We start from the raw sequence: 21,647 nt of genomic DNA, 5'->3' as shown, positions 1-21,647 counted from the left end.
GCCCCACCCCGGCCTCACCCCCCGGGGTGACCCCCGCCCACCGGCGTGCCGCCCGCGCGGGTGATCCCCGCAGGGGGCCGCGCACCGGCGTACGCCCCCGGCCGCACGCACCGCGCGGCCCGCCGCACACGCCGCCGCCCCGCGCAAGGGGCACCGGGCGGGGGCGGGGCGCCGCCCGACAATGGGCCGCGCGGCCCCTCACCACGGCTTCCGTCACGGTTCACCTGCCGTTCACTCTCCTCCGTCGGCCGCTTCACCTGTTCTGCCTAATTTCGGCCCTACGAGGTGAACGCCATCACCCGCTCCCCGACACACGCCGCCGCACACGACCACCTGGCCGGCGGCTCCTGGAAGGAACACCCGAAAGTGAAGCTTTCGCGCAAGAACGGGCTTCGCGCCACCGCGCTCGGCGCCCTTGCCGTCTCCGGCGCCCTGGTCCTCACGGCGTGTGGTTCGGACGACAACACCGGCGCCACGAACGGTGAGAAGAAGACCGGGGCCGCGTCGAACATCAAGTGCGACGGCGCCAAGGGGCAGCTCCTGGCCTCGGGCTCCTCGGCGCAGAAGAACGCCATGGACCTGTGGGTCAAGAACTACATGGCCGCCTGCACCGGCGTGGAGATCAACTACAAGTCCTCCTCCTCCGGCGAGGGCATCGTCGCCTTCAACCAGGGCACCGTCGGCTTCGCCGGCTCCGACTCCGCGCTGAAGCCGGACGAGGTCGCCGAGTCCAAGAAGGTCTGCAAGAGCGGCCAGGGCATCAACCTCCCGATGGTCGGCGGCCCGATCGCCATCGGCTACAACGTGCCCGGCGTGAAGGACCTCGTCCTGGACGCCCCCACCATCGCCAAGATCTTCAACGACAAGATCAAGAAGTGGGACGACCCGGCGATCGCCAAGCTCAACCCGGGCGCCAAGCTCCCGAGCACCGCCATCCAGGCGTTCCACCGCTCCGAGGACTCCGGCACCACCCAGAACCTCGGCAAGTACCTCGGCAAGGCCGCCAAGGCGGACTGGCCGTACGAGGCCGAGAAGAAGTGGCCCGCCCCCGGCGGTCAGGCCGCGTCCGGCTCCTCCGGCGTCGCCGCCCAGGTGAAGCAGGCCGAGGGCGCCATCGGCTACTTCGAGCTGAGCTACGCCACCTCGCAGAACATCCCCACCGTCCAGATCGACACCGGCGCCTCCGCCCCGGTCGCGGCCACCTCGGAGAACGCCTCCAAGGCCATCGCCGCCGCCAAGGTCAAGGGCACCGGCAAGGACCTCGCCCTGGACCTGGACTACGCCACCAAGGCCGAGGGCGCGTACCCGATCGTCCTGGTGACGTACGAGGTCGTCTGCGACAGCGGCAACAAGCCCGAGACCCTCGGCACGGTGAAGTCCTTCCTGACGTACACCGCCTCGGAGGAGGGCCAGAAGGTCCTGTCCGACGCCGGCTACGCCCCGATCCCGGCCGAGATCAACGCCAAGGTCCGCGAGACGGTCAACGGCCTCTCGTAACCCCTACGCACGGGCCGGCCCGGCCGCTCGCCGGGCCGGCCCCACCCCATCCGGTGCACCGCCGCCAGGGGAGCCGCCACCGCGGCCTCTCCCACACAGACCGGAAAGATCATGGCTATAACGACTGACAACGCGCCGGCGCCGCCGGCCGCCAAGAAGCCCGGGAAGACGTCCACCGGCCGCGCCGGCGACAAGATCTTCCTCGGCCTCTCCCGGGGCTCCGGCATCCTGCTCCTGGTGATCATGGCGTCGATCGCCGTGTTCCTCACCTACCGGGCCTCGCTCGCCCTCTCCGAGAACGAGGGCAACTTCCTCACGACCTTCGACTGGAACCCGGCCGGGCAGCCCCCCGTCTTCGGCATCGCGGTCCTGCTCTTCGGCACGATCGTCAGCTCGATCATCGCGATGGTGATCGCGGTCCCGATCGCCGTCGGCATCGCGCTGTTCATCTCGCACTACGCGCCGCGCAGGCTCGCCGCGCCCCTCGCGTACGTGGTCGACCTGCTGGCCGCCGTGCCGTCGATCATCTACGGCATCTGGGGCGCCCTGTTCCTCGTGCCGTACCTGGAGGGCCTCAACCTCTGGCTGGACCAGGTCCTCGGCTGGACGTACGTCTTCGAGAAGACCGAGATCGGCGTCGCCCGGTCGCTGTTCACCGTGGGCATCCTGCTGGCCATCATGATCCTGCCGATCGTGACCAGCGTCAGCCGCGAGGTCTTCCTCCAGGTCCCGCGGATGAACGAGGAGGCCGCGCTCGCGCTCGGCGCGACCCGCTGGGAGGTCATCCGCCTCTCGGTGCTGCCCTTCGGCCGCTCCGGCGTCATCTCCGCCTCGATGCTGGGCCTCGGCCGCGCGCTCGGCGAGACGATGGCCGTCGCGACGGTGCTGTCCCCGAGCTTCGTGATCTCGCTGCACCTGCTCAACCCGGGCGGCGGGACGTTCGCCCAGAACATCGCCGCGAAGTTCGACGAGGCCAATGAACTGGGGCGGGACGCCCTGATCGCCTCCGGCCTGGTGCTGTTCATCCTCACCCTGCTGGTCAACGGCGCGGCCCGCCTGATCATCGCGCGCCGCAAGGAGTACTCGGGGGCGAACGCCTGATGAGCAACATGGTCCAGGACGCGACGCCCGTCCAGTCCCACTCCCTGCCCCCGAGCGACCTCAGCCGGCGCCGTCTGCCGCGCTGGGCCCCGGCCGGCTTCGCCGCCGTCGCGGTGGCCCTCGGCACCGCCATCGGCGCGGGCGCCGGGCTGGAGAGCCGGATGCAGTGGGGGCTGATCGCCGCCCTGCTGTTCGTGATCGTCTCGTACACGGTCACCTCGGCCGTCGAGAACCGGCGCCAGGCCAAGGACCGGCTCGCCACCAGCGTGGTCTGGGTGTGCTTCGTCCTCGCCGTCGTACCGCTGCTGTCCCTGATCTGGGTGACGGTCAGCCGGGGCATCAAGGTCCTCGACGGGTACTTCCTCACCCACTCCATGGCGGGTGTACCCGGCTTCGAGCCCGGCGGCGGTGTCTACCACGCGCTGATCGGCACCCTGGAGCAGGTCGGCCTCGCCACCCTGGTCTCCGCCCCCATCGGTCTGCTGACCGCCGTCTACCTCGTCGAGTACGGCAAGGGCGCGCTCGCCAGGGCCGTCACGTTCTTCGTCGACGTGATGACCGGCATCCCCTCGATCGTCGCCGGCCTGTTCATCCTGTCGATCATGCTGATCGCGGGCCTGGCGCCGTCCGGCCTGATGGGCGCGCTGGCGCTGGCGATCCTGATGATCCCGGTCGTGGTCCGCTCCACCGAGGAGATGCTCAAGCTCGTACCGAACGAGCTCCGGGAGGCGGCGCTCGCCCTCGGCGTACCGAAGTGGCGCGTCATCCTCAAGGTGGTCATCCCGACCGCGATCGGTGGCATCACGACCGGTGTGATGCTCGCCATCGCCCGTATCGCCGGTGAGACCGCGCCGATCATGCTGCTGGTCTTCGGCAGCCAGCTGATCAACACCAATCCGTTCGAAGGTGCCCAGTCCTCGCTCCCCTTCTACATCTGGGAGCAGTACCGGGTCGGCAGCGAGGCGTCGTACGACCGCGCCTGGGCCGCCGCCCTCGTCCTGATCGCCTTCGTCATGATCCTCAACCTGGTCGCCCGCGGCATCGCCCGCTGGAAGGCCCCGAAGACCGGCCGCTGAGGCCACCTGGAAGTGATTGAAATGGCCAAGCGCATCGATGTCAGCGGCCTGACCGCCTACTACGGCTCCCACAAGGCGATCGACGACATCTCCATGACCGTCGAGCCCCGCTCCGTGACCGCCTTCATCGGCCCGTCCGGCTGCGGCAAGTCCACCTTCCTGCGCACCCTGAACCGGATGCACGAGGTCACCCCCGGTGGCCGCGTCGAGGGCAAGGTGATGCTGGACGACGAGAACCTGTACGGCAAGGACGTCGACCCCGTCGCCGTCCGCCGCACGATCGGGATGGTCTTCCAGCGCCCCAACCCCTTCCCCACCATGTCGATCTTCGACAATGTGGCGGCGGGGCTGCGGCTGAACCGCAACTACAAGAAGAACGAGCTGAGCGATGTCGTGGAGCGCTCGCTCAAGGGCGCGAACCTCTGGAACGAGGTCAAGGACCGGCTCAACAAGCCCGGCTCCGGTCTCTCCGGCGGCCAGCAGCAGCGCCTGTGCATCGCCCGTGCGATCGCGGTCGAGCCGGACGTGCTGCTGATGGACGAGCCCTGCTCGGCGCTCGACCCGATCTCGACGCTCGCGATCGAGGACCTGATCAGCGAGCTGAAGGAGCGGTTCACGATCGTCATCGTGACCCACAACATGCAGCAGGCGGCGCGCGTCTCGGACCGCACGGCCTTCTTCAACCTGGCCGCGGTCGGCCAGCCGGGCAAGCTGATCGAGCTCGACGAGACGGAGCGCATCTTCTCCAACCCGTCGGTGCAGGCCACGGAGGACTACATCTCCGGCCGCTTCGGATAAGCACCCCGCACGTCCTGCGGTGCTGCATGGCGGTGCCACCGCACGGCGAAGGGCCCGCCCCTCTCCCAGGGGCGGGCCCATTCATGTTCCGTGGCCGTGGCGGCGGGCGGTCAGCCGAAGAACAGCCGCACCACGAAGAAGCTGGCGCCGGCGACCAGCGCCGCCGCCGGCATGGTGATGAACCAGCCGAGGATGATGTTCTTGGCGACGCCCCACCGCACTGCGTTGACGCGCTTCGTGGCGCCCACACCCATGATCGCCGAGGTGATGACATGGGTCGTGGAGATCGGCGCGTGGAAGATGAACGCCGAACCGAACATGATCGACGCGCCCGTGGTCTCCGCGGCGAAGCCCTGCGGCGGGTCCAGCTCGATGATCTTGCGGCCCAGGGTGCGCATGATGCGCCAGCCGCCCGCGTACGTGCCCAGCGACAGCATCACCGCGCACGCGATCTTGACCCAGATCGGGATCTCGTCGCCGGCGTCCTGGACATCGGCGATGACCAGCGCCATCACCACGATGCCCATGGTCTTCTGGGCGTCCTGGAGGCCGTGGCCGAGCGCCATGCCGGCCGCCGAGACGGTCTGGGCGATCCGGAAGCCCCGCTTGGCCTTGTGCGGGTTGGCCTTGCGGAAGAGCCAGAGGATCACGCACATCACCAGGTAGCCGGCCACCAGGCCGACCACCGGCGACACGAACATGGGGATGACGATCTTGTCGACGACACCGCCCCAGTAGACAGTCGTCCCGCCCGCGAGCGCCGCGCCGACCATGCCGCCGAACAGCGCGTGCGAGGACGACGAGGGGAGGCCGAAGTACCAGGTGATCAGGTTCCAGACGATCGCGCCGACCAGCGCCGCGAAGAGGATGCCCATGCCGCGCGAGCCCTCGGGCGTGGCGATCAGGCCCTCGCTGACCGTCTTGGCGACACCGCTGCCGAGGAAGGCACCGGCCAGGTTCATCACCGCGGCCATGGCGAGCGCCGCGCGCGGGGTCAGGGCCCGCGTGGAGACCGACGTGGCGATGGCGTTCGCCGAGTCGTGGAAGCCGTTCGTATAAGTGAAGCCGAGCGCGACACCGATGGTCACGACCAGTGCGAAGGTGTCCACGAAGCTCAGGACTCCTTGACCGCGATGGTCTCCACCGTGTTGGCCACGTGCTCGAACGCGTCGGCCGCCTCTTCCAGCACGTCGACGATCTGCTTCAGCTTGAGCACCTCGATGGCGTCGTACTTGCCGTTGAAGAGGTGGGCGAGCAGCTTGCGGTGGATCTGGTCGGCCTGGTTCTCCAGCCGGTTGACCTCGATCCAGTACTCGGTGAGGTTGTCCATGGTGCGCAGGTGGGGCATGGCCTCGGCGGTCAGCTCGGCCGCCCGTGCCAGCACCTCGATCTGCTGCTCCACGCCCTTGGGAAGCTCCTCCACGTTGTAGAGGACGACCAGGTCGACGGCCTCCTCCATGAAGTCCATGATGTCGTCGAGCGACGAGGCGAGGTTGTAGATGTCCTCGCGGTCGAACGGCGTGATGAAGGAGGAGTTCAGCTGGTGGAAGATCGCGTGGGTCGCGTCGTCGCCCGCGTGCTCCGCTGCCCGCATCCGCTCCGCGATCTCGGCCCGGGCGGACGAATCCGCTCCGAGCAGTTCCATCAGGAGCTTGGAGCCCGTGACGATGTTGTCCGCGGACGCGGAGAACATGTCGTAGAAGCTCGTCTCCCTGGGGGTCAGACGAAAGCGCACGTGGGGTCCTCTAGGTGCATGGGTTCGGTCAGGCTGATGCTAGGCGCATCATCCGGCCACGGCTAACCGGCGTTCTTCAGTGTCGCCCATCGGGCACAGTGAACAGAACCGGCCCCCGCCGCCTGCGGCAAAGGATCGGTACCATATACCCATGAGGGGTATACAAACCCTTGACGGACAACGGGAGGACGCGATGACGACCACCGAGGCGGCCGGCCTTCCGGTCACGGAGACGGACGGCGCGGTGACGGATCACGACCACGGCGTGCACGGCTATCACCAGCAGAAGAGCGAGCACCTCAAGCGCCTCCGCCGGATCGAGGGCCAGATCCGGGGTCTGCAGCGCATGGTCGACGAGGACGTGTACTGCATCGACATACTCACCCAGGTCTCCGCCTCCACCAAGGCCCTCCAGTCCTTCGCGCTCCAGCTCCTGGAAGAGCATCTGCGGCACTGCGTCGCCGACGCCGCCGTCAAGGGCGGTGACGAGATCGACGCCAAGGTCGAGGAGGCCACCAAGGCCATCGCCCGCATGATGCGGACCTGACGCCCGAGCGGTCACCGGGGCGCGGCGGACCGGCCGCGCCCCTCGGGTATGACGTTCAGCACCTCGTCGATGAGGTCCGCGCTGAGCCGCTCCCCGTCGGCGGCCGACGCCGCGATCATCAACTCACCGCACAGCTCGATCTCGGCGAGGGCGACGTGGTCATGGACGGTCGTCTGCGTCGGGGCCACGCGCATCACCTCTTCCTGCCGGAGTCGGTTTCCTAGCGTAGGGAGCCCCGCACGGACCGCGCATGGCACGTCCGGACCATTCTGGTGATGGTCAGGCCCTGACCCGGCCGGCGTAGATGTCCTTCCGCGGCGGCAGCTGTACGGCGACGGGGGCGCCGAACTCGTACAGCAGCGTCGTCGAGGCGACGGCGACCGTGCGCCCCTCGTTGGCGAAGCTGAACTGGTGGCGCACCTTGCGCAGCCGCCCCTCGCGGTCGAGGTACGCGTCGAAGGGCACCGTGTCCCGGGCGAACCCTTTCGCCGCCGCCGCGAGCGCCCCGCGGACCTGCGGCGAGGCGAGGCGGGCCGCGCGCCCCAGGTCGCTCACGCCCCGGTAGTGGACGACGGGGACGCCCGCCAGCTCCTCCTCGCCGACGTGCGTCACGTCCCGCGCGCCGCGCAGCAGCTCGGCCGCGGCGGCCGGGTCGGTCGCCCCGCCGGTGACCAGGTTGCCGTCCTCCAGGGTGGTGGTGTCGACGCGGACCCACTTGTCGGCGGGGACACCGGCGCCGCGGTTCTTCATGTAGAGCGCGCCGGGGGCGAGGAGTTCGGTGATCGGGCGGTGGCCGTCGGCCCCGGAGGGGTCCTCGGGCAGGACGACCCTCAGCCGGCCGTGCCGGGCGGAGAAGTCGTACTCCCCCTCGCCCCTGATGGTGACCCGCGTTCCGCCGGTCGCCATCTCCATGGAGGTCCGAGCCTTGGACGTGCCCGCCCGTGTCAGCGCGTCGGGGGCCGCGCGGACCGCCGCACCCGGGTCCGCCCCGGGCGAGGCGTCGGCCGCCGCGGAACACCCGGTGGCCGTCGCCGCCATCACGGCGGCCGCGGCGGCGAACGCGCCGCCCTTGCGCCTGTGCTGCACCACCATCGCCTGCCAACCCCCAACGCTGTGCCGTCGGCCTGGACCCTGAGGACCCGGGGGGTGCCCCACCCGACTAACGACCGCACGGGCCCGCCGTCACGCCGGTACCGTGGAGGGGTGCACGCGCATGACCAGACGCCCGGACCCGGTTCCGGCCCGGACGTCCACAACGCCACGACCACCGAGCGGGGTTCGTTCTCCGTGGCCCGCTGCGCCTGCGGCTGGGCCGGCCCGGCCAGGCGCTCCCGGGACCGCGCCCGCACGGACGCGGCGGACCACATGGCCCACCGGACGCCTGCCGCCGCACCCGGAGGGGCCTAGCGGGGCGTTCCTCAGGCGGCCAGGTCGTTCTCGCCGGCGCCCGTCGCGGCGGAGCCCGGGCCGAACTGGGCCTCGGGGAGGTCCAGGGTCTCGTGCCGCTCGCGCACGGGTGCCCGGCGCGACCGTACGAGCCGGCCGGCGCGCGGGGCGCGGGCGACCGCCGACACCAGCGGGGTCAGCAGCGCGAGGGCGACCGGCGCGAGGAGCAGCGCCACCGCCGTACCGAGCGCGAGCCCGCCGACCACGTCGGTCGGGTAGTGCACGCCCATGTAGACGCGGCAGAAGCCCTCCACGAGGGCGAGGCCGATGGCCGCGATGCCGAAGCGGCGGTCGGCGACGAAGACGCCCACCCCGATCGCCATCGCCATGGTGGCGTGGTCGCTGACGAACGAGAAGTCGGTCTTCCCGGCCACCAGCACCTCCAGCCCCGGGTGGTCGTGGAACGGCCTCGGCCGCTCGACGAATCCGCGGATCGGGATGTTTACCAGGAGGGCGATCCCGGCGGCGAGCGGCGCCCACACCAGGCCGGCGACGGCGGCGACGGAGTCCTCCGGCGCACCGCGGCGGCGCACGCTCGTCCAGCACCAGAGCACGAGCAGCACCATGGCGAGCATGAGCCCGTACTCACCGGTGAACGCCATCACGCGGTCGAACCACGAAGGGGCGTCCTTCGCCAGGCCGTTGATGTCGTAGAGCAGGCCGACATCGGGGTTCGAACCGTCCGATGCGAGTCCAGCCATCTGCCGCGGCCCCTTGCCTTGTGTCACCCGGTCACTGTCGCCATCGTCGGTCCAGGGAACGACCCGCAGGAGGGGTACGTTCCACTCTCCACGGAACGATCACGACGACGTTATCGAAGAGTGATACGTACGCGCAGCTCAGGGCCGTGCCGTGGGGAGCGCTTTCGCGCCATCCTCGGTTACCCGGGTGGCGCCGAAGTAGTCGGGCGTGTCGATCTTGTCGAACCGGATCACGGCCCCGGTGTACGGAGCGTTGATCATATAGCCGCCCCCCACGTACAGCCCGACGTGCCGGATGGCCCGCGAGTCGGTCAGGTCGTCGGAGAAGAACACCAGGTCCCCCGGGAGCAGTTCGTCGCGCGAGGGGTGCGGACCGGCGTTGTACTGGTCGTTGGCGACGCGCGGCAGCTCGATGCCCACCGTCCGGTACGCGGCCTGCGTCAGCCCCGAGCAGTCGAACCGGCCCTGCTGCTCCGGTGTGCCGTTGCCGCCCCACAGATAGGGCGTGCCGAGCTTCTTCTGCGCGAAGTAGATCGCCCCGGCGGCCTGCCGGGACGGCTCCACGCGCCCCACGGGGCGGGCGAAGCTCTTCTCCAGGGAGCGGATGATCCGGACGTAGTTCCGCGTCTCGCTGATCCCCGGGACGCCGCCGGCCTTTATCACCCGGTACGCGCCGGCGTTGTAGGCGGCGAGCATGTTGTTGGTCGGGTCGCCGGGCACCTTGCGCACGTATCCGGCCAACTCGCAGTCGTACGAGGCCGCCGACGGAATGGCGTCGGCCGGGTCCCAGATGTCCCGGTCTCCGTCCTTGTCGCCGTCGATCCCGTGGGCGGCCCAGGTGCCCGGGATGAACTGCGCGATCCCGCGCGCGTCGGCGGGGCTGACCGCCCGGGGGTTCCAGCCGCTCTCCTGGTAGAGCTGGGCGGCGAGCAGGGCGGGGTTGATGGCGGGGCACAGGTTCCCCCACCGCTGGACGAGCGGCTGGTACGCGGCGGGCACGGCGCCCTTGGCCAGCCCCACCAGCCCCCTGGCGGCGCCCTGGGCCCCGCCGAGCAGCCCGGCGGCGGCGGAGTACGTACCGACGACGAGCAGCGCGACGAAGCTCAGGCACGCCCCGAGGGACACCCCGACGACCACCCACGCCTTACGCACCGTCAACCACCCCTATACGCCATGGCAGTCCACCGAGCGTCAGTGTAGGTGGCGGGTCCGTCAACGAGGGGGGAAGCGGCGGCTATGGCTTGCGCGCGACCCCCGCGTACATCGCGACCGGGTCGGCGGGGGCCTCCGGACGCCACTGGGAGCAGGGGACGACCCCCGGTTCGAGGAGGTCGAGGCCGTCGAAGTAGCGGGCGATGGCCTCGGGGCTGCGCTGGGTGAGCCTCGGCGTGCCGTGCTCGTTCCAGAAGGCGACCGCCTCGTCCACGTCCGGCATCGAGGGGTGGACGACGGTGTGGGAGAGCACCAGGTGGCTGCCGGGCGCCAGAGCGTCCATGAGGCGGCGGACCACGGCGTACGACTCGGCGTCGTCCTCGACGAAGATGACGACGCCGAGCAGCATCAGCGCGACCGGGCGGTCGAGGTCCAGGGTCTTGGACGCCGCCTCCAGGACGGTGTCGACGTCCCGCAGGTCGGCGTCCAGGTAGTCGGTGCGCCCCTCGGGGGTGCCGACGAGCAGGGCGCGCGCGTGGGCCAGGACGAGCGGGTCGTTGTCGACGTACACCACGCGCGCGTCCGGGGCGACGCGCTGGGCGACCTCGTGGGTGTTGTCGGCGCTCGGCAGGCCGGTGCCGATGTCCAGGAACTGGCGGATGCCCTCCTCGGCGGCCAGGTGGCGCACCGCCCGCCCCAGGAAGAGCCGGTCGGCCCTGGCGTAGTCCCCGATGCCGGGGTGCAGCTCCCGGATGCGGTCGCCGGCCTCCCGGTCGACCGGGTAGTTGTCCTTGCCGCCGGTCCAGTAGTTCCAGATGCGGGCCGTGTGGGGCCGGCTGGTGTCGATTCTCGCTTCGCTGTCGGTCACGGCACCAACGTAGGAAACAACCGCCCCGCGCGCAGGGCTTCTTAAGGATTCAACGACCCGATGTCGCGGACAGGACCTCGACGAGGCTGGAGCTGCTGTCACCGCCGTGACCGGCGGCGACACCGCGCTCGAAGATCTCCAGCAGGGCGGCGGGCAGGGTGGTGTCCACGCCCGCGTCGGCGTTGGTGTGCAGCACATGGGCCACGCTCGCCGCGCCCATGGCGAGCCGGTCGACGTCCCCCGTGTGGTCGCCGGCGTCGACGCGGGGCGAGTAGAAGTCCAGGAACTGGCTGAGGTCCAGGGCGCCGGTGGCCAGGGGCAGGATGTCGGCGGCCTTGAGGCCGTGCGCGCCGGCCAGGGCGAGGGCCTGCCAATAGGCCGTCAGGGCGGTCCAGAACAGGGTCATGTTGAGCTGGTAGAGCAGCGCGGCCGTGCCCGGGTCCTCGCCCCGGTGGTCGGCGGCGGTCAGGACCTCCAGGGTCACCCGGTGGGCGTCGAACACCTCGCGCGGGCCGCTGTAGAGGGTGGTCGACCCGGGGTCGCCGATGCCCCCGGGCGGGGTCAGCACGCCGCCGGTGAGCTGGACGGCGCCCCGCTCGGCGAGCCAGGCGGCGGCCTCGCGGGTGCGCTCGGGGGTGTCGGACCCCAGGTTCACCACGACCCGGCCGGCGAGGGCGGCGGGGTCCGCCCGCTCCAGTACGGCGTACATCGCGTCGTGGTCGGTGAGGCTCAGCACGACCACCTCCGAGGCGGTCAGGGCCTCCTCGACGGTGGCGGCCAGGCGGGCGCCGCGCCCGACGAGTCCGTCAGCGCGGGACGGGGTGCGGTTCCAGACGGTGACGGGGTGGCCGCGGTCGAGGTAGGCGCCCGCCATGGCCCGGCCCATGGGGCCCAGGCCGATGACGGTGACGGGAGCGGGAGCGGGAGTGCTGGGCATGGATCTCTCCTGGCGGTCTAGAACGAACGCTCTATCCAGAGCACGGGCCCGACCGTAGCACAGCACTAGAACGAACGCTCTACTCAGTCGCTCAGTAGGATCGGCGCCATGCAGACCAGCACCCCCGGCAGCGCCCCCGGCACGCGCGAGCGGATCGTCGTCGCCGCCGCCCGCCTCGTCCAGCGGCAGGGCTACGTCGGCACGGGCATCAAGCAGATCGCCACGGAGGCCGGCGCCACCCTGGGCTCCGTCTACCACTTCTTCCCCGGCGGGAAGGAAGCCGTTGCCGTCGCCGCCATCAAGCACGGCGACGAGGAGTTCGCCGCCCTGCTGCGCGAGGCGCTGGACAGCGCCGACGCCCCGGCCGCGGCCGTCGAGGAGTGCGCCCGCCGGCTCGCCACCGCGCTGCGCGCCTCCGGATGGACCGACGGCTGCCCCGTCACGGCCGCCGCCCTGGAGACCCTGGGCACCGACTCCGAGATCCAGCAGGCGTGCGCGGACGCCCTGCGCGGCTGGCAGGACCTGGTCGCCACCCGGCTGCTGCGCGCCGGACTCGACCGGACGGCCGCCCGCGAGGTCGCCGGCACGGTCGTCAGCACCCTGGAGGGCGCCGAGGTGACGGCCCAGGTCACCCGCAGCGAGGAGCCCCTGCTCCAGGCGGGCCGCCAGCTCGCGCGCCTGGTGTCCACGTACCTCTGACGGGGTGTCCGTTACCGCCCCAAGAGTGCACCAACGACAGTCATTGCCCGGAGTCACCCCCCGTGATACACAGAGTGACGATACGCGTACCCGTACTCCTTCGGCCCACCGCCTTCGCAGGTCAGGACGGCCGGATCGGTCAAAGGTGCGGGGATCGGGTAAAGAGACCAGCCAAGTCGGCGCACACGGGCGGTTTCATCAGCGAAGATAGTGCGGTGACCCGTGCCATGGGGCAGGGGCGTCGAACTACCCAACAGGGGCGGTGAGTTACATGTACCTGGCGGCCGAAAAAGGCGACATCACCACCATCATTGGCGGAATCGCCCCCAACTGGGGGCCCTTCGGGAGCCTGGGGAACGAAGCCCGCGTGATGATCGAGGTGGTGATGGCCGTGGCCATCCTGCTCTGCCTCGGCATCGCGATCTGGGGAGCGGCCAAGCAGCGCATCGGCGCGACCGCACTCCGGGACACGTTCAGCGCCGAACAGGGCAAGGGCCTGATCGTGGCCGGCCTGACCGGCGTCTTCATCATCGGATCACTGGGAACGCTGTTCACCATCGTCTACGGAATGGCCGTGTAACCGGACCACCTGCGGGCGCGTCACCTGATGTCCAGTCACCATCCAGATCAGCAACCGGTTGAGGGGGCGTACCCGTCATGAGCCTCGGCGACGAGCACGACGGCGCCAGCGGCGCGGGAGGCGGCGGTACGGGGCAGACCCGTACCCGCCTGCCCGACAGCGCCTCCGGCGACGGCTACGGCGGCGTCTACGGCGGCGCCCGCCGCCCGCCCCGCAACTCACGGTCGCTGATCACCGTGGTGGGCGTGGTGGTCCTGCTGATCGCCGCCATCGCCTTCGCCAACCGGGGCGGCGGCACCGAGGACGGCCCCGCCGCGGACGCCGCCCCCGCCCGCGACGCCGCCCCCACGGCCGCGACGGGCATCAAACCGGTCGCCGGCAAGAACGGCACGATCCCCACGGGCTACTCGAAGGACGAACAGGGCGCCCAGAGCGCGGCGGCGAACTACGCGGTGGCGCTCGGCTCGGACGGCATGTTCAACACGGCGCGGCGCCACGAGATCGTACGTGCGGTCCATGACCCCGCCGTCGTCGACGGCCTGCTGAGCCAGATCGACGCCGCCTACTCACCGGCCTTCCTGAAGAACGTGGGCCTGAACGAGGACGGCTCGACCCCGGAGGGGCTCACCTTCGTGTCCCGCACGGTGCCCGTCGGCACGAAGGTGATCGAGTCGAGCGGTGACACCGCGACCGTGGAGGTCTGGTGCACCGGGCTGGTGGGACTCGCCGGAGAGGGGTCCACCAAGCCGGTGACCGAGACCTGGTTCACCCTCACCCAGAAGCTGAAGTACATCGGCGACGACTGGAAGGTCGAATCGTCGAGCCAGCGGGAGGGGCCGACACCCGTCAACGGCGACAACCGGGCCTCCACCGCAGACGAGATCGCGAGTGCCGTGGCCGGATACGGAGGCTTCACCTATGCCCGGTAGCCGTCGGACACGATCCGTCCTCGCGGTCCTCACCGCCGCACACGCGGCACTGCTCCTGCTCGCGAGCCGTGCCGCGGCGGCACCGACCCCCTCGCCCCCGGCACCCTCACCGAGCACCAGCAACAACCCCTGCGACCTGATCGTCGGCCTGGCCAGGGACTACTGCGAGGACGGCGAGAAGGCGGCCAACGGGTCAGGCGCCCGCTCCGCGCCCACCAACCCCGCCGACCCCACCACCGCCCTCGACCCCCTCGCGTCCCTCGCGCGCGGGTGCGCCGACGCCGCCGCGTGGATCGTCGGCAAGCTCAGCGAGGCCGTCGAGAGCACCGCCGAGGTGGACTTCACCAACGCCCGGTTCCTCCAGCAGTACGCCGTCGTCTTCGCCGCCTCCACCGTCCTGACCCTCGTCCTGTGGCTCCTGGCCGTCGCCAAGCGCGCCATCCGGGGCGTACCGCTGTCGACCGCCGTGTCGGAGGCCATCGGGTTCCTCTGGCTCACCGTCCTCGCCTCCGCCTTCACCCCCCTCATCCTCTACACCGTCGTCTCCGCCACCGACGGCATCACCGAGGTGATCGCGGGCAGCGGCGGCGGGCAGACGGACGCCTTCTTCGGGACGTTCGCCGAGGCCCTCAAGAAGGGCGAGGGCATCGGCGGCGGGCCGATCATGCTGATCGTCGTCTCCCTCGTGTCGATCCTCGCCGCCGGCGTCCTCTGGCTGGAGCTGGTCATCCGGGCCGCCCTGCTCTACGTCGGCGCCCTCCTCGGCACCGTCGTCTACGCCGGGCTCGTCGACAAGAACATGTGGGGCCACGTCCGCCGCTGGGCCGGCATCATGATCGCGGTCATCCTGGTGAAGCCCGTCATCGTCATCGTCCTCGGCCTCGCAGGCGCGCTCTCCTCCGACGACGGCCCCGGCGCCCTCTCCGCCGTCGTCTCCGGCCTCGCCATCATCCTGCTGGCCATCTTCGCCTCCGCGATGATCTACCGCTTCGTCCCCGGCTTCGGCGACGAGATCGCCGCCGCCCGCACCAACCGCAAGCAGGCCACCGACGGCTCCCAGGCCGCCGCCGTCATCTCCTCGCCCGCCGCCCTCGTCTCCCAGGGCATCAAGACCCACAGCAGCCGCGGCCACCAGCGCGGCGGCAGCGGCGGCGGCGACGCCCGGCCTGCGAACGCCGTCTCCGGCGGCGTCGCCGCCCACAGCGCCCGCAACCGGCCCACCGCCGCCCCCGGAGCCTCCGGCGGCGCCGCGCCCGTACCCACGGCCGCCCCACCGCCCCGCAGCCCCGGCACCAGCGGCACGCCGCACACCCACCGTAAGAGCAGCACAGGCACAGGCAGCACCGGAAGCACAGGAGGTGGAGGGCGTTGACGACCCAGTCCCAACCGATCACGCCCCGCCGCACGTATCTCATCGGCCGCGCCCGGCCGAACGCGATCGTCGGCAAGAACCGCGAGACCGGCGAGATCGCGCTGATCATCGCCGGCGCGTTCCTCGGCATGATGAGCGGGCTGCTGGTCCCCGTCCTGTCCCTGCGGATCGTGTCCCTCATGGGCTTCCCCATGCTCGCGCTCGCCGCCGTGTACGTCCCGTACAAGGGCCGCACCTTCTACAAGTGGTTCGAGATCAACCGCAGCTTCAAGCGCACCCTCCGGCAGGGCACCGCCTACCGCTCCGGCGCCATGGAGGCCGGCACCGCCATCGACGGCCGCGAGGTCGAGGTGGGCCCGCCGCCCGGCATCGGCCGCATCAGCTGGCTCGCCGCGCCCTTCGGCCCGGACGAGATCGCCGTCCTCCTCCACGCCGACCGCCGCACCGTCACCGCCGCCATCGAGATCGAGGGACCCGGCGTCGGCCTGCGCGACAGCGAGGACCAGGAAGCCCTGGTGGACCGTTTCGGCACCCTCCTCAAGCACGTCGCCAACGGAGACGGCTTCGTCACCCGCCTCCAGATGCTGGCCCGCACCCTCCCCGCCGACCCCGACGCCCACGCCAAGGACGTCGCCCAGCGCGGCGACCCGGGCGCCCCCGGCTGGCTCCGCGACTCCTACGACCAGCTCCAGTCCATGGTGTCGACGTCCAGCGAACAGCACCGCGCGTACCTCGTCGCCTGCATGCACTACACCCGCGAACTGGCCGCCGAGGCCCACGCCATGGCCCGCGCCGCCCGCCAGGCCACCGGCGTGCGCAAGCTCGACAAGGACGCCGGCCTCGCGGTCGTCATGGCCCGCGAGCTCACCGACATCTGCGCCCGCCTCGCCGAGGCCGACATCCGGGTGCGCCAGCCGCTCGGCCAGTCCCGCCTCGCGTCCCTGGTCCACTCCATGTACGACCCGGACCACCCCATCGATCACATCCAGGCCATGTCCAAGCGCAACGCCTGGCCCGCCGAACTGGACGCCGTCGAACCGACGTACCTCCAGGCCAAGACCCGCGAGTCCTCCACCCGGGCCCCCTGGTGCCACGCCACCGCCTGGGTGAAGGAGTGGCCGATGACCCCCGTCGGCGTCAACTTCCTCGCGCCCCTCCTCGTCCACACCCCCGACGTCATCCGCACCGTCGCCGTCTGCATGGACCTGGAACCCACCGAGGTCGCCATCGAGCGCATGCTGACCGAGAAGACCAACGACGAGGCGGAGGCCAGCCGCGCCGCCAAGATGAACCGCACCGTCGACCCCCGCGACATCGCCGCCCACGGCCGGCTCGACCAGCGGGGTGAAGATCTCGCCAGCGGAGCGGCGGGGGTGAACCTCGTCGGGTACATCACTGTGTCGTCCCGTACCCCCGAAGCCCTGGCCCGGGACAAGCGGACGATCAGGGCCTCGGCCGGCAAGTCGTACCTGAAGCTGGAGTGGTGCGACCGCGAACACCACCGGGCCTTTGTGAACACCCTGCCGTTCGCGACCGGCATCCGCCGATAGGGGCGCCTGATTCTCATGCGTGATCCGCTGTCAGCCCTCACCGAGGCCTTCACCTCCTTCCTCTTCGGGAAGGTCGAGACGACCCGGCTTCCCGTCCGTACGTCCACCGGCCAGGCGCAGGCCGTTTACCTGCCGACCGCCGCGCCCGGCCTCGGCGACTCCGGCGTGATCATCGGGCGCGAGGTGTACAGCGGCAAGGGGTACATCTACGACCCCTTCCAGCTCTACGGACAGCAGCTCCCCGCCCCCCACTGGCTGGTCCTCGGCGAGTCCGGCAACGGCAAGTCGGCGCTGGAGAAGACCTACGTCCTGCGCCAGCTCCGCTTCCGCGACCGCCAGGTCGTCGTCCTCGACGCCCAGGGCGAGGACGGGGTCGGCGAGTGGAACCTCATCGCCCAGGAGCTGGGGATAACTCCCATCCGCCTGGACCCGATGGCCGCCCTCGACGACGGCATCCGGCTCAACCCGCTCGACCCGTCGATCACCACCACCGGCCAGCTGGCGCTGCTCCGGACGATCATCGAGGTCGCGATGGGGCACGGCCTGGACGAGCGGTCCGGCTTCGCCCTCAAGGTCGCGCACGCGTACGTGCACCAGACCATCACCGACCGCCAGCCCGTCCTCACCGACATCGTGGAGCAGCTGCGCCACCCGGAGCCGGAGTCGGCCGCCGCGATGAACGTCGACATAGACGATGTACGGGCCTGGGGCCTGGACGTCGCCCTCGTCCTCGACCGGCTCGTCGACGGCGACCTGCGGGGCATGTTCGACGGGCCGACGACGGTCGGCATCGACCTGGACGCCCCGCTGATCGTCTTCGACCTCTCCCACATCGACCGCAACTCCATCGCCATGCCGATCCTGATGGCCATCGTCGGCGTGTGGCTGGAGCACACCTGGATCCGCCCGGACCGCAAGAAGCGCATCTTCCTGGTGGAGGAGGCGTGGCACATCATCAACAGCCCGTTCGTGGCGCAGCTGTTCCAGCGGCTGCTGAAGTTCGGGCGGCGGCTCGGCCTGTCCTTCGTGGCGGTCGTCCACCACCTCTCCGACGTGGTGGACGGCGCGGCGGCGCGCGAGGCGGCGGCGATCCTCAAGATGGCGTCCACGCGGACGATCTACGCCCAGAAGGCCGACGAGGCCCGAGCCACCGGCCGGGTGCTGGGGCTGCCGCGCTGGGCGGTGGAGATCATCCCCACGCTCACCCCCGGTATCGCGGTGTGGGACGTCAACGGCAATGTGCAGGTGGTGAAACACCTGGTCACCGAGGCGGAACGGCCCCTCGTCTACACCGACCGGGCCATGACCGAGTCCTCCGTGCCCGACGACATCCAGGCCGCCGAATGGGAGGCGGAGCAGCGCGCGGCGCTCATCGAGCGGCAGATGAACGAGTCGTCCCAGTCGACGGTCGCCTGACATGGCCCGGCCCGACACGGATCGGCACAGCGACCGGCACCCCGGGGAGCGCGGCATCCCGGACGGGCTGCTGCTGGGGCTGCTGGGGCTCCTGCTGAGCCTGACGCTGCTGGTGTGGACGGCGACCGGCCTGGCGGGGCTGTTCGCCCACGGCGCCTGGCCGGACGGAGTGACGTTCACTCAGACGCCGCTGGCGGTACGGAGCCTGGTCGGCGACCCGCAGGACCTCGCGGGCGCCTGGCCGGCCACACCGCCCGCCCAGCTCTCCGGGTACGGCCTCTTCTGGGGCCTGCTCATCAGCGAGCTGATGGTGCTGGTGGTGCTGGCGGTGTTCGTCCTCGGCACCCTGGCCCGGTGGCGCGCGGTCCGCGCGGCCGCGAAGCAGGAGCGTACGAGCGGGGTGGGCGGTACGGAGCCGTACGCGGCGCCGCGTCCGGGTGGGGCGGGCGGTACGGAGCCGTACGCGGCGCCGCCGCAGGCCGCCACCGCCCCGGCGCCGGCGGACCCGGTACCGGCAGCCGCGGTGCCCGCACCCACAGCCCCGCCCACCGCCGCCGTCACACCCGCCTCCGCAGCCACAACAACGCCGTCAGCGACCCCGCCCGCGGCCCTCGGACTGGCCCCCGCAACAGCCCCCGCACCCGCCTTCGAAACAGCCCCCGTCCCCCGGCTGCTCCACGGCGACGCCGCCACCCGCCGCCCGGCCGCCCGCCGGGCGCTCGACGAGGCGCCCGGCCCCGCCCTGGTCGTCACCTCCGACCCGTCCCTGTGGGCCGACACCAAGGACGCCCGCACCAAGCTCGGCCCCGTCCTGGTCTACGACCCCGGCCACCTCTGCGACACGCCAGCCCGGCTCCACTGGTCGCCCACCCAGGGCTGCGAGGACACCGGGACGGCCGCCGCCCGCGCCACCGCGCTCCTCGCGCCCGTACGCCCCCGCGCCCGCATGGACGCCGCCGTCGCCGACACCGCGGAAACGCTCCTCCGCTGCTGGCTGCACGCCGCGGCCGTGGACGGACGCCCCTTCAAGCAGGTCCAGCGGTGGGCGCAGAACAACGGCGCCCACGAACCCGTACGCCTTCTCCGTACGCACCCCAAAGCCATCAACAGCCACGCCGGCCTGCTGGAATCGGCCCTCACCGCGTACCCGGAACGCAGGCAGGTGGCGCAGGAGTTGACCGTACGGGCGCTGGCGTCGCTCTCCTCGGTCCACATCCGCGAGGCGTGCACCCCGAATCGAACTGATTCGCTGGCGCTGGAATCTTTCCTCGCCGAAGGGGGCACACTTTATGTGGTGGGTGAACCGATCGAGGACCCGAGGACCCACCCGGGCGCGATGCCCCTCCTGACCGCGCTCGCCTCAGACGTGGTCGAGCACGGCCGCCGCATGGCCGCACGGTCATCCGACGGTCGGCTCGACCCACCACTCACGCTGGTCCTCGACGACGTCGCGGCCGTCGCGCCCCTTCCGGCGCTGCCCGAGCTGCTGACACGCGGTCAGGACATCGGGCTCTCGGCGCACGCCCTGCTCCGCTCGGCGGAACAGGGCCGCGCCCGCTGGCCCGACCGGCCGCTCACCCCGTGACGGGCCGCCGGATCTCGAACTCGAGCTCGTCCGCCCCGCTCGCGTCCCCCTCGACGGGCAGACTCTCCCCCGTCGGTACGAAACCGGCCTTGCGGTAGAACGCCTCGGCCCGCCCGTTCCGCTCATGCACATAGAGCCGTACGCGCCGCACATCGGCGCCGCCGCCCTCGCCCGCCCGCCCGTCGAGCGACCAGGACCACTCCACGGCCGCCCGGAGCAGTGCGTCCGCCAACCCGGCGCCCCGTCCCCGGGGGCGTACGTACACCCCGACGACATGCGTCTGGTCCGCCTCGGGCACCGAGCCGAACCGGGTGGGCTCCCCCGCCCGCTCCACCAGCACGGTCACCGTCCCGTCCCACGTCCCGTCCGGAGCCTCGGCCACGAACTGCCGGACGGCCGATCCGCCGTCCACCGCCGCCGCGGCGGTCCGCTCCCGCCAGTGCTCATCGGGCCGGGCGACGGCCGCCTCGTACGTGTCGAGGAACGCCACCGGAGCCACCGGGTCCTGAAGCGCCGCGAGCCGGATCTCGCGGGCCTCGCGCCACTCTTCGGCGCGGACGGGTCGTATCACATGGTCCATCCCCGAATCCTCACCTCCACCGCCCGCTCAGGGCAATGGCATTCCAGGACGGGCGTCCTCGCCGAGAACCGCCCGGATCACCCGCCGGGCGTTGCCCGCCATCGCCGGATTCGATCCCCGGTGGTACGGGAGTGAGATCAGCGCCTGGGAGAACGTGCGCGCCCGGCCCCGGACCCAGGTCGCGTCGTCCACACCGAGCCGCTCCCGGAAGACCTCCCGCGCGTCGGCCGGCAACAAGTTCCAGGCGGGGAACAGGTCACAGGCCGGGTCGCCCACGCCCATGCACCCGAAGTCGATCACGGCACCCAGCCGGGGTCCGTCCAGCAGGACGTTGCCGGGCATCAGGTCGGCGTGCAGCCACACGGGCGGCCCGTCCCAGCCCGGGCCCGCGAGCGCGTCCTCCCAGACGGCCAGGGCGGCGTCGCAGTCCACGCCCTCCTCGGGGATGCCCCGCAGTTGCTCGATCGCCGCCCGGGTGGATGCGTCCAGCGATGCCAACGGACCGCCCCGGTACGCCGCCGGCGCCCCCGGCAGGTCGACCTTGGCCATCGCGGCGACGAACTCCGCCAGGTCCTCGGCCAATGGCAGGGGCTGGGCCAACGCGTCCGCTTCCGGGGTGTCGCCCTCCAGCCAGCGGTACACCGACCACGCCCGGGGGAACTCCGCGTCCGGGACGCCCACCCCCAGCACCTCGGGTATCGCGGCCGGCAGCACCCCCGCGAGCCGGGGCAGCCACTCCCGCTCCCTGACCAGATCGGCGGCCCCGCCGTTCGTGAACGGCAGCCGGACGACCATGTCCTCCCCCAGCCGGAAGACGTCGTTCACGGTGCCCCCGGACGGGAACCGCCGCACCGGCAAGCCGGCCCACTCCGGAAACTGCCGAGCCACCAGCCGCCGCACCAGGACATCGTCCATCGCTCTGCTCATGCCGACATCCGACCGCCCGAGCGGGAAGTCGGTCAAACGCTTTCCACCATGCCCTGAACGCAGGAAAGCCCCGCACCATAAGGTGCGGGGCTTTCCCACAATGATTGTTCGGCGGCGTCCTACTCTCCCACAGGGTCCCCCCTGCAGTACC

Annotated in this window: 23 protein-coding genes; 13 read left to right on the top strand and 10 right to left on the bottom strand. The window is 71.3% G+C overall.

Features of this window, described 5'->3' with window-relative positions:
* The first annotated feature begins 366 nt into the window (after window positions 1-366).
* The 4 genes from pstS (at window position 367) to pstB (ending at window position 4,472) form a co-directional block, all read left to right on the top strand.
* Window positions 367-1,497, top strand: a complete 1,131-nt coding sequence (pstS, locus tag ACF08D_RS23225; RefSeq protein ID WP_392224788.1) for a phosphate ABC transporter substrate-binding protein PstS — start codon at window positions 367-369, stop codon at window positions 1,495-1,497.
* Window positions 1,498-1,608: 111 nt separating this feature from the next.
* The gene (gene pstC / locus ACF08D_RS23220; protein ID WP_392224787.1) at window positions 1,609-2,598 is read left to right on the top strand and encodes a phosphate ABC transporter permease subunit PstC; all 990 of its coding nucleotides are present in this window, start codon (window positions 1,609-1,611) and stop codon (window positions 2,596-2,598) included.
* A gap of 8 nt (window positions 2,599-2,606) precedes the next feature.
* A complete protein-coding gene (gene pstA / locus ACF08D_RS23215) occupies window positions 2,607-3,674 on the top strand; it encodes a phosphate ABC transporter permease PstA (RefSeq protein ID WP_392225576.1) in 1,068 nt (355 codons plus the stop codon).
* A 21-nt stretch (window positions 3,675-3,695) separates the two neighbouring features.
* Window positions 3,696-4,472 carry a phosphate ABC transporter ATP-binding protein PstB gene (gene pstB, locus ACF08D_RS23210; RefSeq protein WP_392224785.1) on the top strand — a complete coding sequence of 259 codons (777 nt, stop codon included), beginning with the start codon at window positions 3,696-3,698 and terminating at the stop codon, window positions 4,470-4,472.
* 110 nt (window positions 4,473-4,582) lie between these two features.
* Here pstB and ACF08D_RS23205 read toward each other — a convergent pair whose 3' ends face one another.
* Together ACF08D_RS23205 and ACF08D_RS23200 are read right to left on the bottom strand one after the other, a co-directional pair.
* Window positions 4,583-5,581 carry an anion permease gene (locus ACF08D_RS23205; protein ID WP_392224783.1) on the bottom strand — a complete coding sequence of 333 codons (999 nt, stop codon included), beginning with the start codon at window positions 5,579-5,581 and terminating at the stop codon, window positions 4,583-4,585.
* A gap of 5 nt (window positions 5,582-5,586) precedes the next feature.
* Window positions 5,587-6,207, bottom strand: a complete 621-nt coding sequence (locus ACF08D_RS23200; protein WP_073757147.1) for a DUF47 domain-containing protein — start codon at window positions 6,205-6,207, stop codon at window positions 5,587-5,589.
* A 193-nt stretch (window positions 6,208-6,400) separates the two neighbouring features.
* On the opposite strand from ACF08D_RS23200, the gene ACF08D_RS23195 reads away from it, so the two are divergent.
* Window positions 6,401-6,754 carry a metal-sensitive transcriptional regulator gene (locus tag ACF08D_RS23195; protein WP_392224781.1) on the top strand — a complete coding sequence of 118 codons (354 nt, stop codon included), beginning with the start codon at window positions 6,401-6,403 and terminating at the stop codon, window positions 6,752-6,754.
* Window positions 6,755-6,765: 11 nt separating this feature from the next.
* Here the strand turns inward: ACF08D_RS23195 and ACF08D_RS23190 are convergent, their stop codons facing one another.
* Window positions 6,766-6,948, bottom strand: a complete 183-nt coding sequence (locus tag ACF08D_RS23190) for a hypothetical protein (RefSeq protein ID WP_392224779.1) — start codon at window positions 6,946-6,948, stop codon at window positions 6,766-6,768.
* Window positions 6,949-7,033: 85 nt separating this feature from the next.
* Window positions 7,034-7,846 carry a hypothetical protein gene (locus tag ACF08D_RS23185; protein WP_392224778.1) on the bottom strand — a complete coding sequence of 271 codons (813 nt, stop codon included), beginning with the start codon at window positions 7,844-7,846 and terminating at the stop codon, window positions 7,034-7,036.
* Between the two features lie 111 nt (window positions 7,847-7,957).
* On the opposite strand from ACF08D_RS23185, the gene ACF08D_RS23180 reads away from it, so the two are divergent.
* On the top strand, window positions 7,958-8,161 hold the full coding sequence (locus ACF08D_RS23180; protein ID WP_392224776.1) for a hypothetical protein: 204 nt from the start codon (window positions 7,958-7,960) through the stop codon (window positions 8,159-8,161).
* An 11-nt stretch (window positions 8,162-8,172) separates the two neighbouring features.
* Here the strand turns inward: ACF08D_RS23180 and ACF08D_RS23175 are convergent, their stop codons facing one another.
* From ACF08D_RS23175 to ACF08D_RS23160, 4 genes are all read right to left on the bottom strand, one after another.
* Window positions 8,173-8,901 carry a phosphatase PAP2 family protein gene (locus ACF08D_RS23175; RefSeq protein WP_392224774.1) on the bottom strand — a complete coding sequence of 243 codons (729 nt, stop codon included), beginning with the start codon at window positions 8,899-8,901 and terminating at the stop codon, window positions 8,173-8,175.
* 138 nt (window positions 8,902-9,039) lie between these two features.
* Window positions 9,040-10,053 carry an NlpC/P60 family protein gene (locus tag ACF08D_RS23170; protein WP_392224772.1) on the bottom strand — a complete coding sequence of 338 codons (1,014 nt, stop codon included), beginning with the start codon at window positions 10,051-10,053 and terminating at the stop codon, window positions 9,040-9,042.
* Window positions 10,054-10,135: 82 nt separating this feature from the next.
* A complete protein-coding gene (locus tag ACF08D_RS23165; RefSeq protein WP_392224771.1) occupies window positions 10,136-10,921 on the bottom strand; it encodes an SAM-dependent methyltransferase in 786 nt (261 codons plus the stop codon).
* Window positions 10,922-10,970: 49 nt separating this feature from the next.
* Window positions 10,971-11,858 carry an NAD(P)-dependent oxidoreductase gene (locus ACF08D_RS23160; RefSeq protein WP_392224769.1) on the bottom strand — a complete coding sequence of 296 codons (888 nt, stop codon included), beginning with the start codon at window positions 11,856-11,858 and terminating at the stop codon, window positions 10,971-10,973.
* A gap of 108 nt (window positions 11,859-11,966) precedes the next feature.
* Here ACF08D_RS23160 and ACF08D_RS23155 point away from each other — a divergent pair, with 108 nt between their 5' ends.
* From ACF08D_RS23155 to ACF08D_RS23125, 7 genes are all read left to right on the top strand, one after another.
* The gene (locus ACF08D_RS23155; protein ID WP_392224767.1) at window positions 11,967-12,557 is read left to right on the top strand and encodes a TetR/AcrR family transcriptional regulator; all 591 of its coding nucleotides are present in this window, start codon (window positions 11,967-11,969) and stop codon (window positions 12,555-12,557) included.
* A 271-nt stretch (window positions 12,558-12,828) separates the two neighbouring features.
* Window positions 12,829-13,137 carry a hypothetical protein gene (locus tag ACF08D_RS23150; RefSeq protein ID WP_017945892.1) on the top strand — a complete coding sequence of 103 codons (309 nt, stop codon included), beginning with the start codon at window positions 12,829-12,831 and terminating at the stop codon, window positions 13,135-13,137.
* A 77-nt stretch (window positions 13,138-13,214) separates the two neighbouring features.
* Window positions 13,215-14,066 (top strand): hypothetical protein, encoded by an 852-nt coding sequence (locus tag ACF08D_RS23145; protein WP_392224765.1) that lies wholly within the window; start codon window positions 13,215-13,217, stop codon window positions 14,064-14,066.
* Window positions 14,056-15,438: a hypothetical protein gene (locus ACF08D_RS23140; protein WP_392224763.1), complete on the top strand. Its 1,383-nt coding sequence runs from the start codon at window positions 14,056-14,058 to the stop codon at window positions 15,436-15,438. Before ACF08D_RS23145 ends, ACF08D_RS23140 begins: the two co-directional genes overlap by 11 nt.
* Complete coding sequence (locus ACF08D_RS23135) at window positions 15,435-16,988, top strand: SCO6880 family protein (RefSeq protein WP_392224762.1); 1,554 nt, start codon at window positions 15,435-15,437, stop codon at window positions 16,986-16,988. The genes ACF08D_RS23140 and ACF08D_RS23135 overlap by 4 nt, the downstream gene beginning before the upstream one ends.
* Window positions 16,989-17,003: 15 nt before the next feature.
* Window positions 17,004-18,404 carry an ATP-binding protein gene (locus ACF08D_RS23130; RefSeq protein ID WP_392224760.1) on the top strand — a complete coding sequence of 467 codons (1,401 nt, stop codon included), beginning with the start codon at window positions 17,004-17,006 and terminating at the stop codon, window positions 18,402-18,404.
* A gap of 1 nt (window position 18,405) precedes the next feature.
* Entirely contained in the window at window positions 18,406-19,989 is a 1,584-nt protein-coding gene (locus tag ACF08D_RS23125) for a type IV secretory system conjugative DNA transfer family protein (protein WP_392224758.1), read from the top strand.
* Here the strand turns inward: ACF08D_RS23125 and ACF08D_RS23120 are convergent.
* Both ACF08D_RS23120 and ACF08D_RS23115 read right to left on the bottom strand, forming a co-directional pair.
* Entirely contained in the window at window positions 19,979-20,569 is a 591-nt protein-coding gene (locus ACF08D_RS23120) for a GNAT family N-acetyltransferase (protein ID WP_392224757.1), read from the bottom strand. The two genes, ACF08D_RS23125 and ACF08D_RS23120, sit on opposite strands and share 11 nt — an antisense overlap.
* Window positions 20,570-20,596: 27 nt before the next feature.
* On the bottom strand, window positions 20,597-21,496 hold the full coding sequence (locus ACF08D_RS23115) for an aminoglycoside phosphotransferase family protein (protein ID WP_392224755.1): 900 nt from the start codon (window positions 21,494-21,496) through the stop codon (window positions 20,597-20,599).
* Window positions 21,497-21,647 lie beyond the last annotated feature (151 nt).

The sequence above is a fragment of the Streptomyces sp. NPDC015131 genome (assembly GCF_043079975.1).
In the GTDB taxonomy this organism is placed as follows: Bacteria; Actinomycetota; Actinomycetes; order Streptomycetales; family Streptomycetaceae; genus Streptomyces.
The sequence above is the reverse complement of the archived record's forward strand: the minus strand, read 5'-3'. Positions and strand labels throughout refer to the sequence as shown.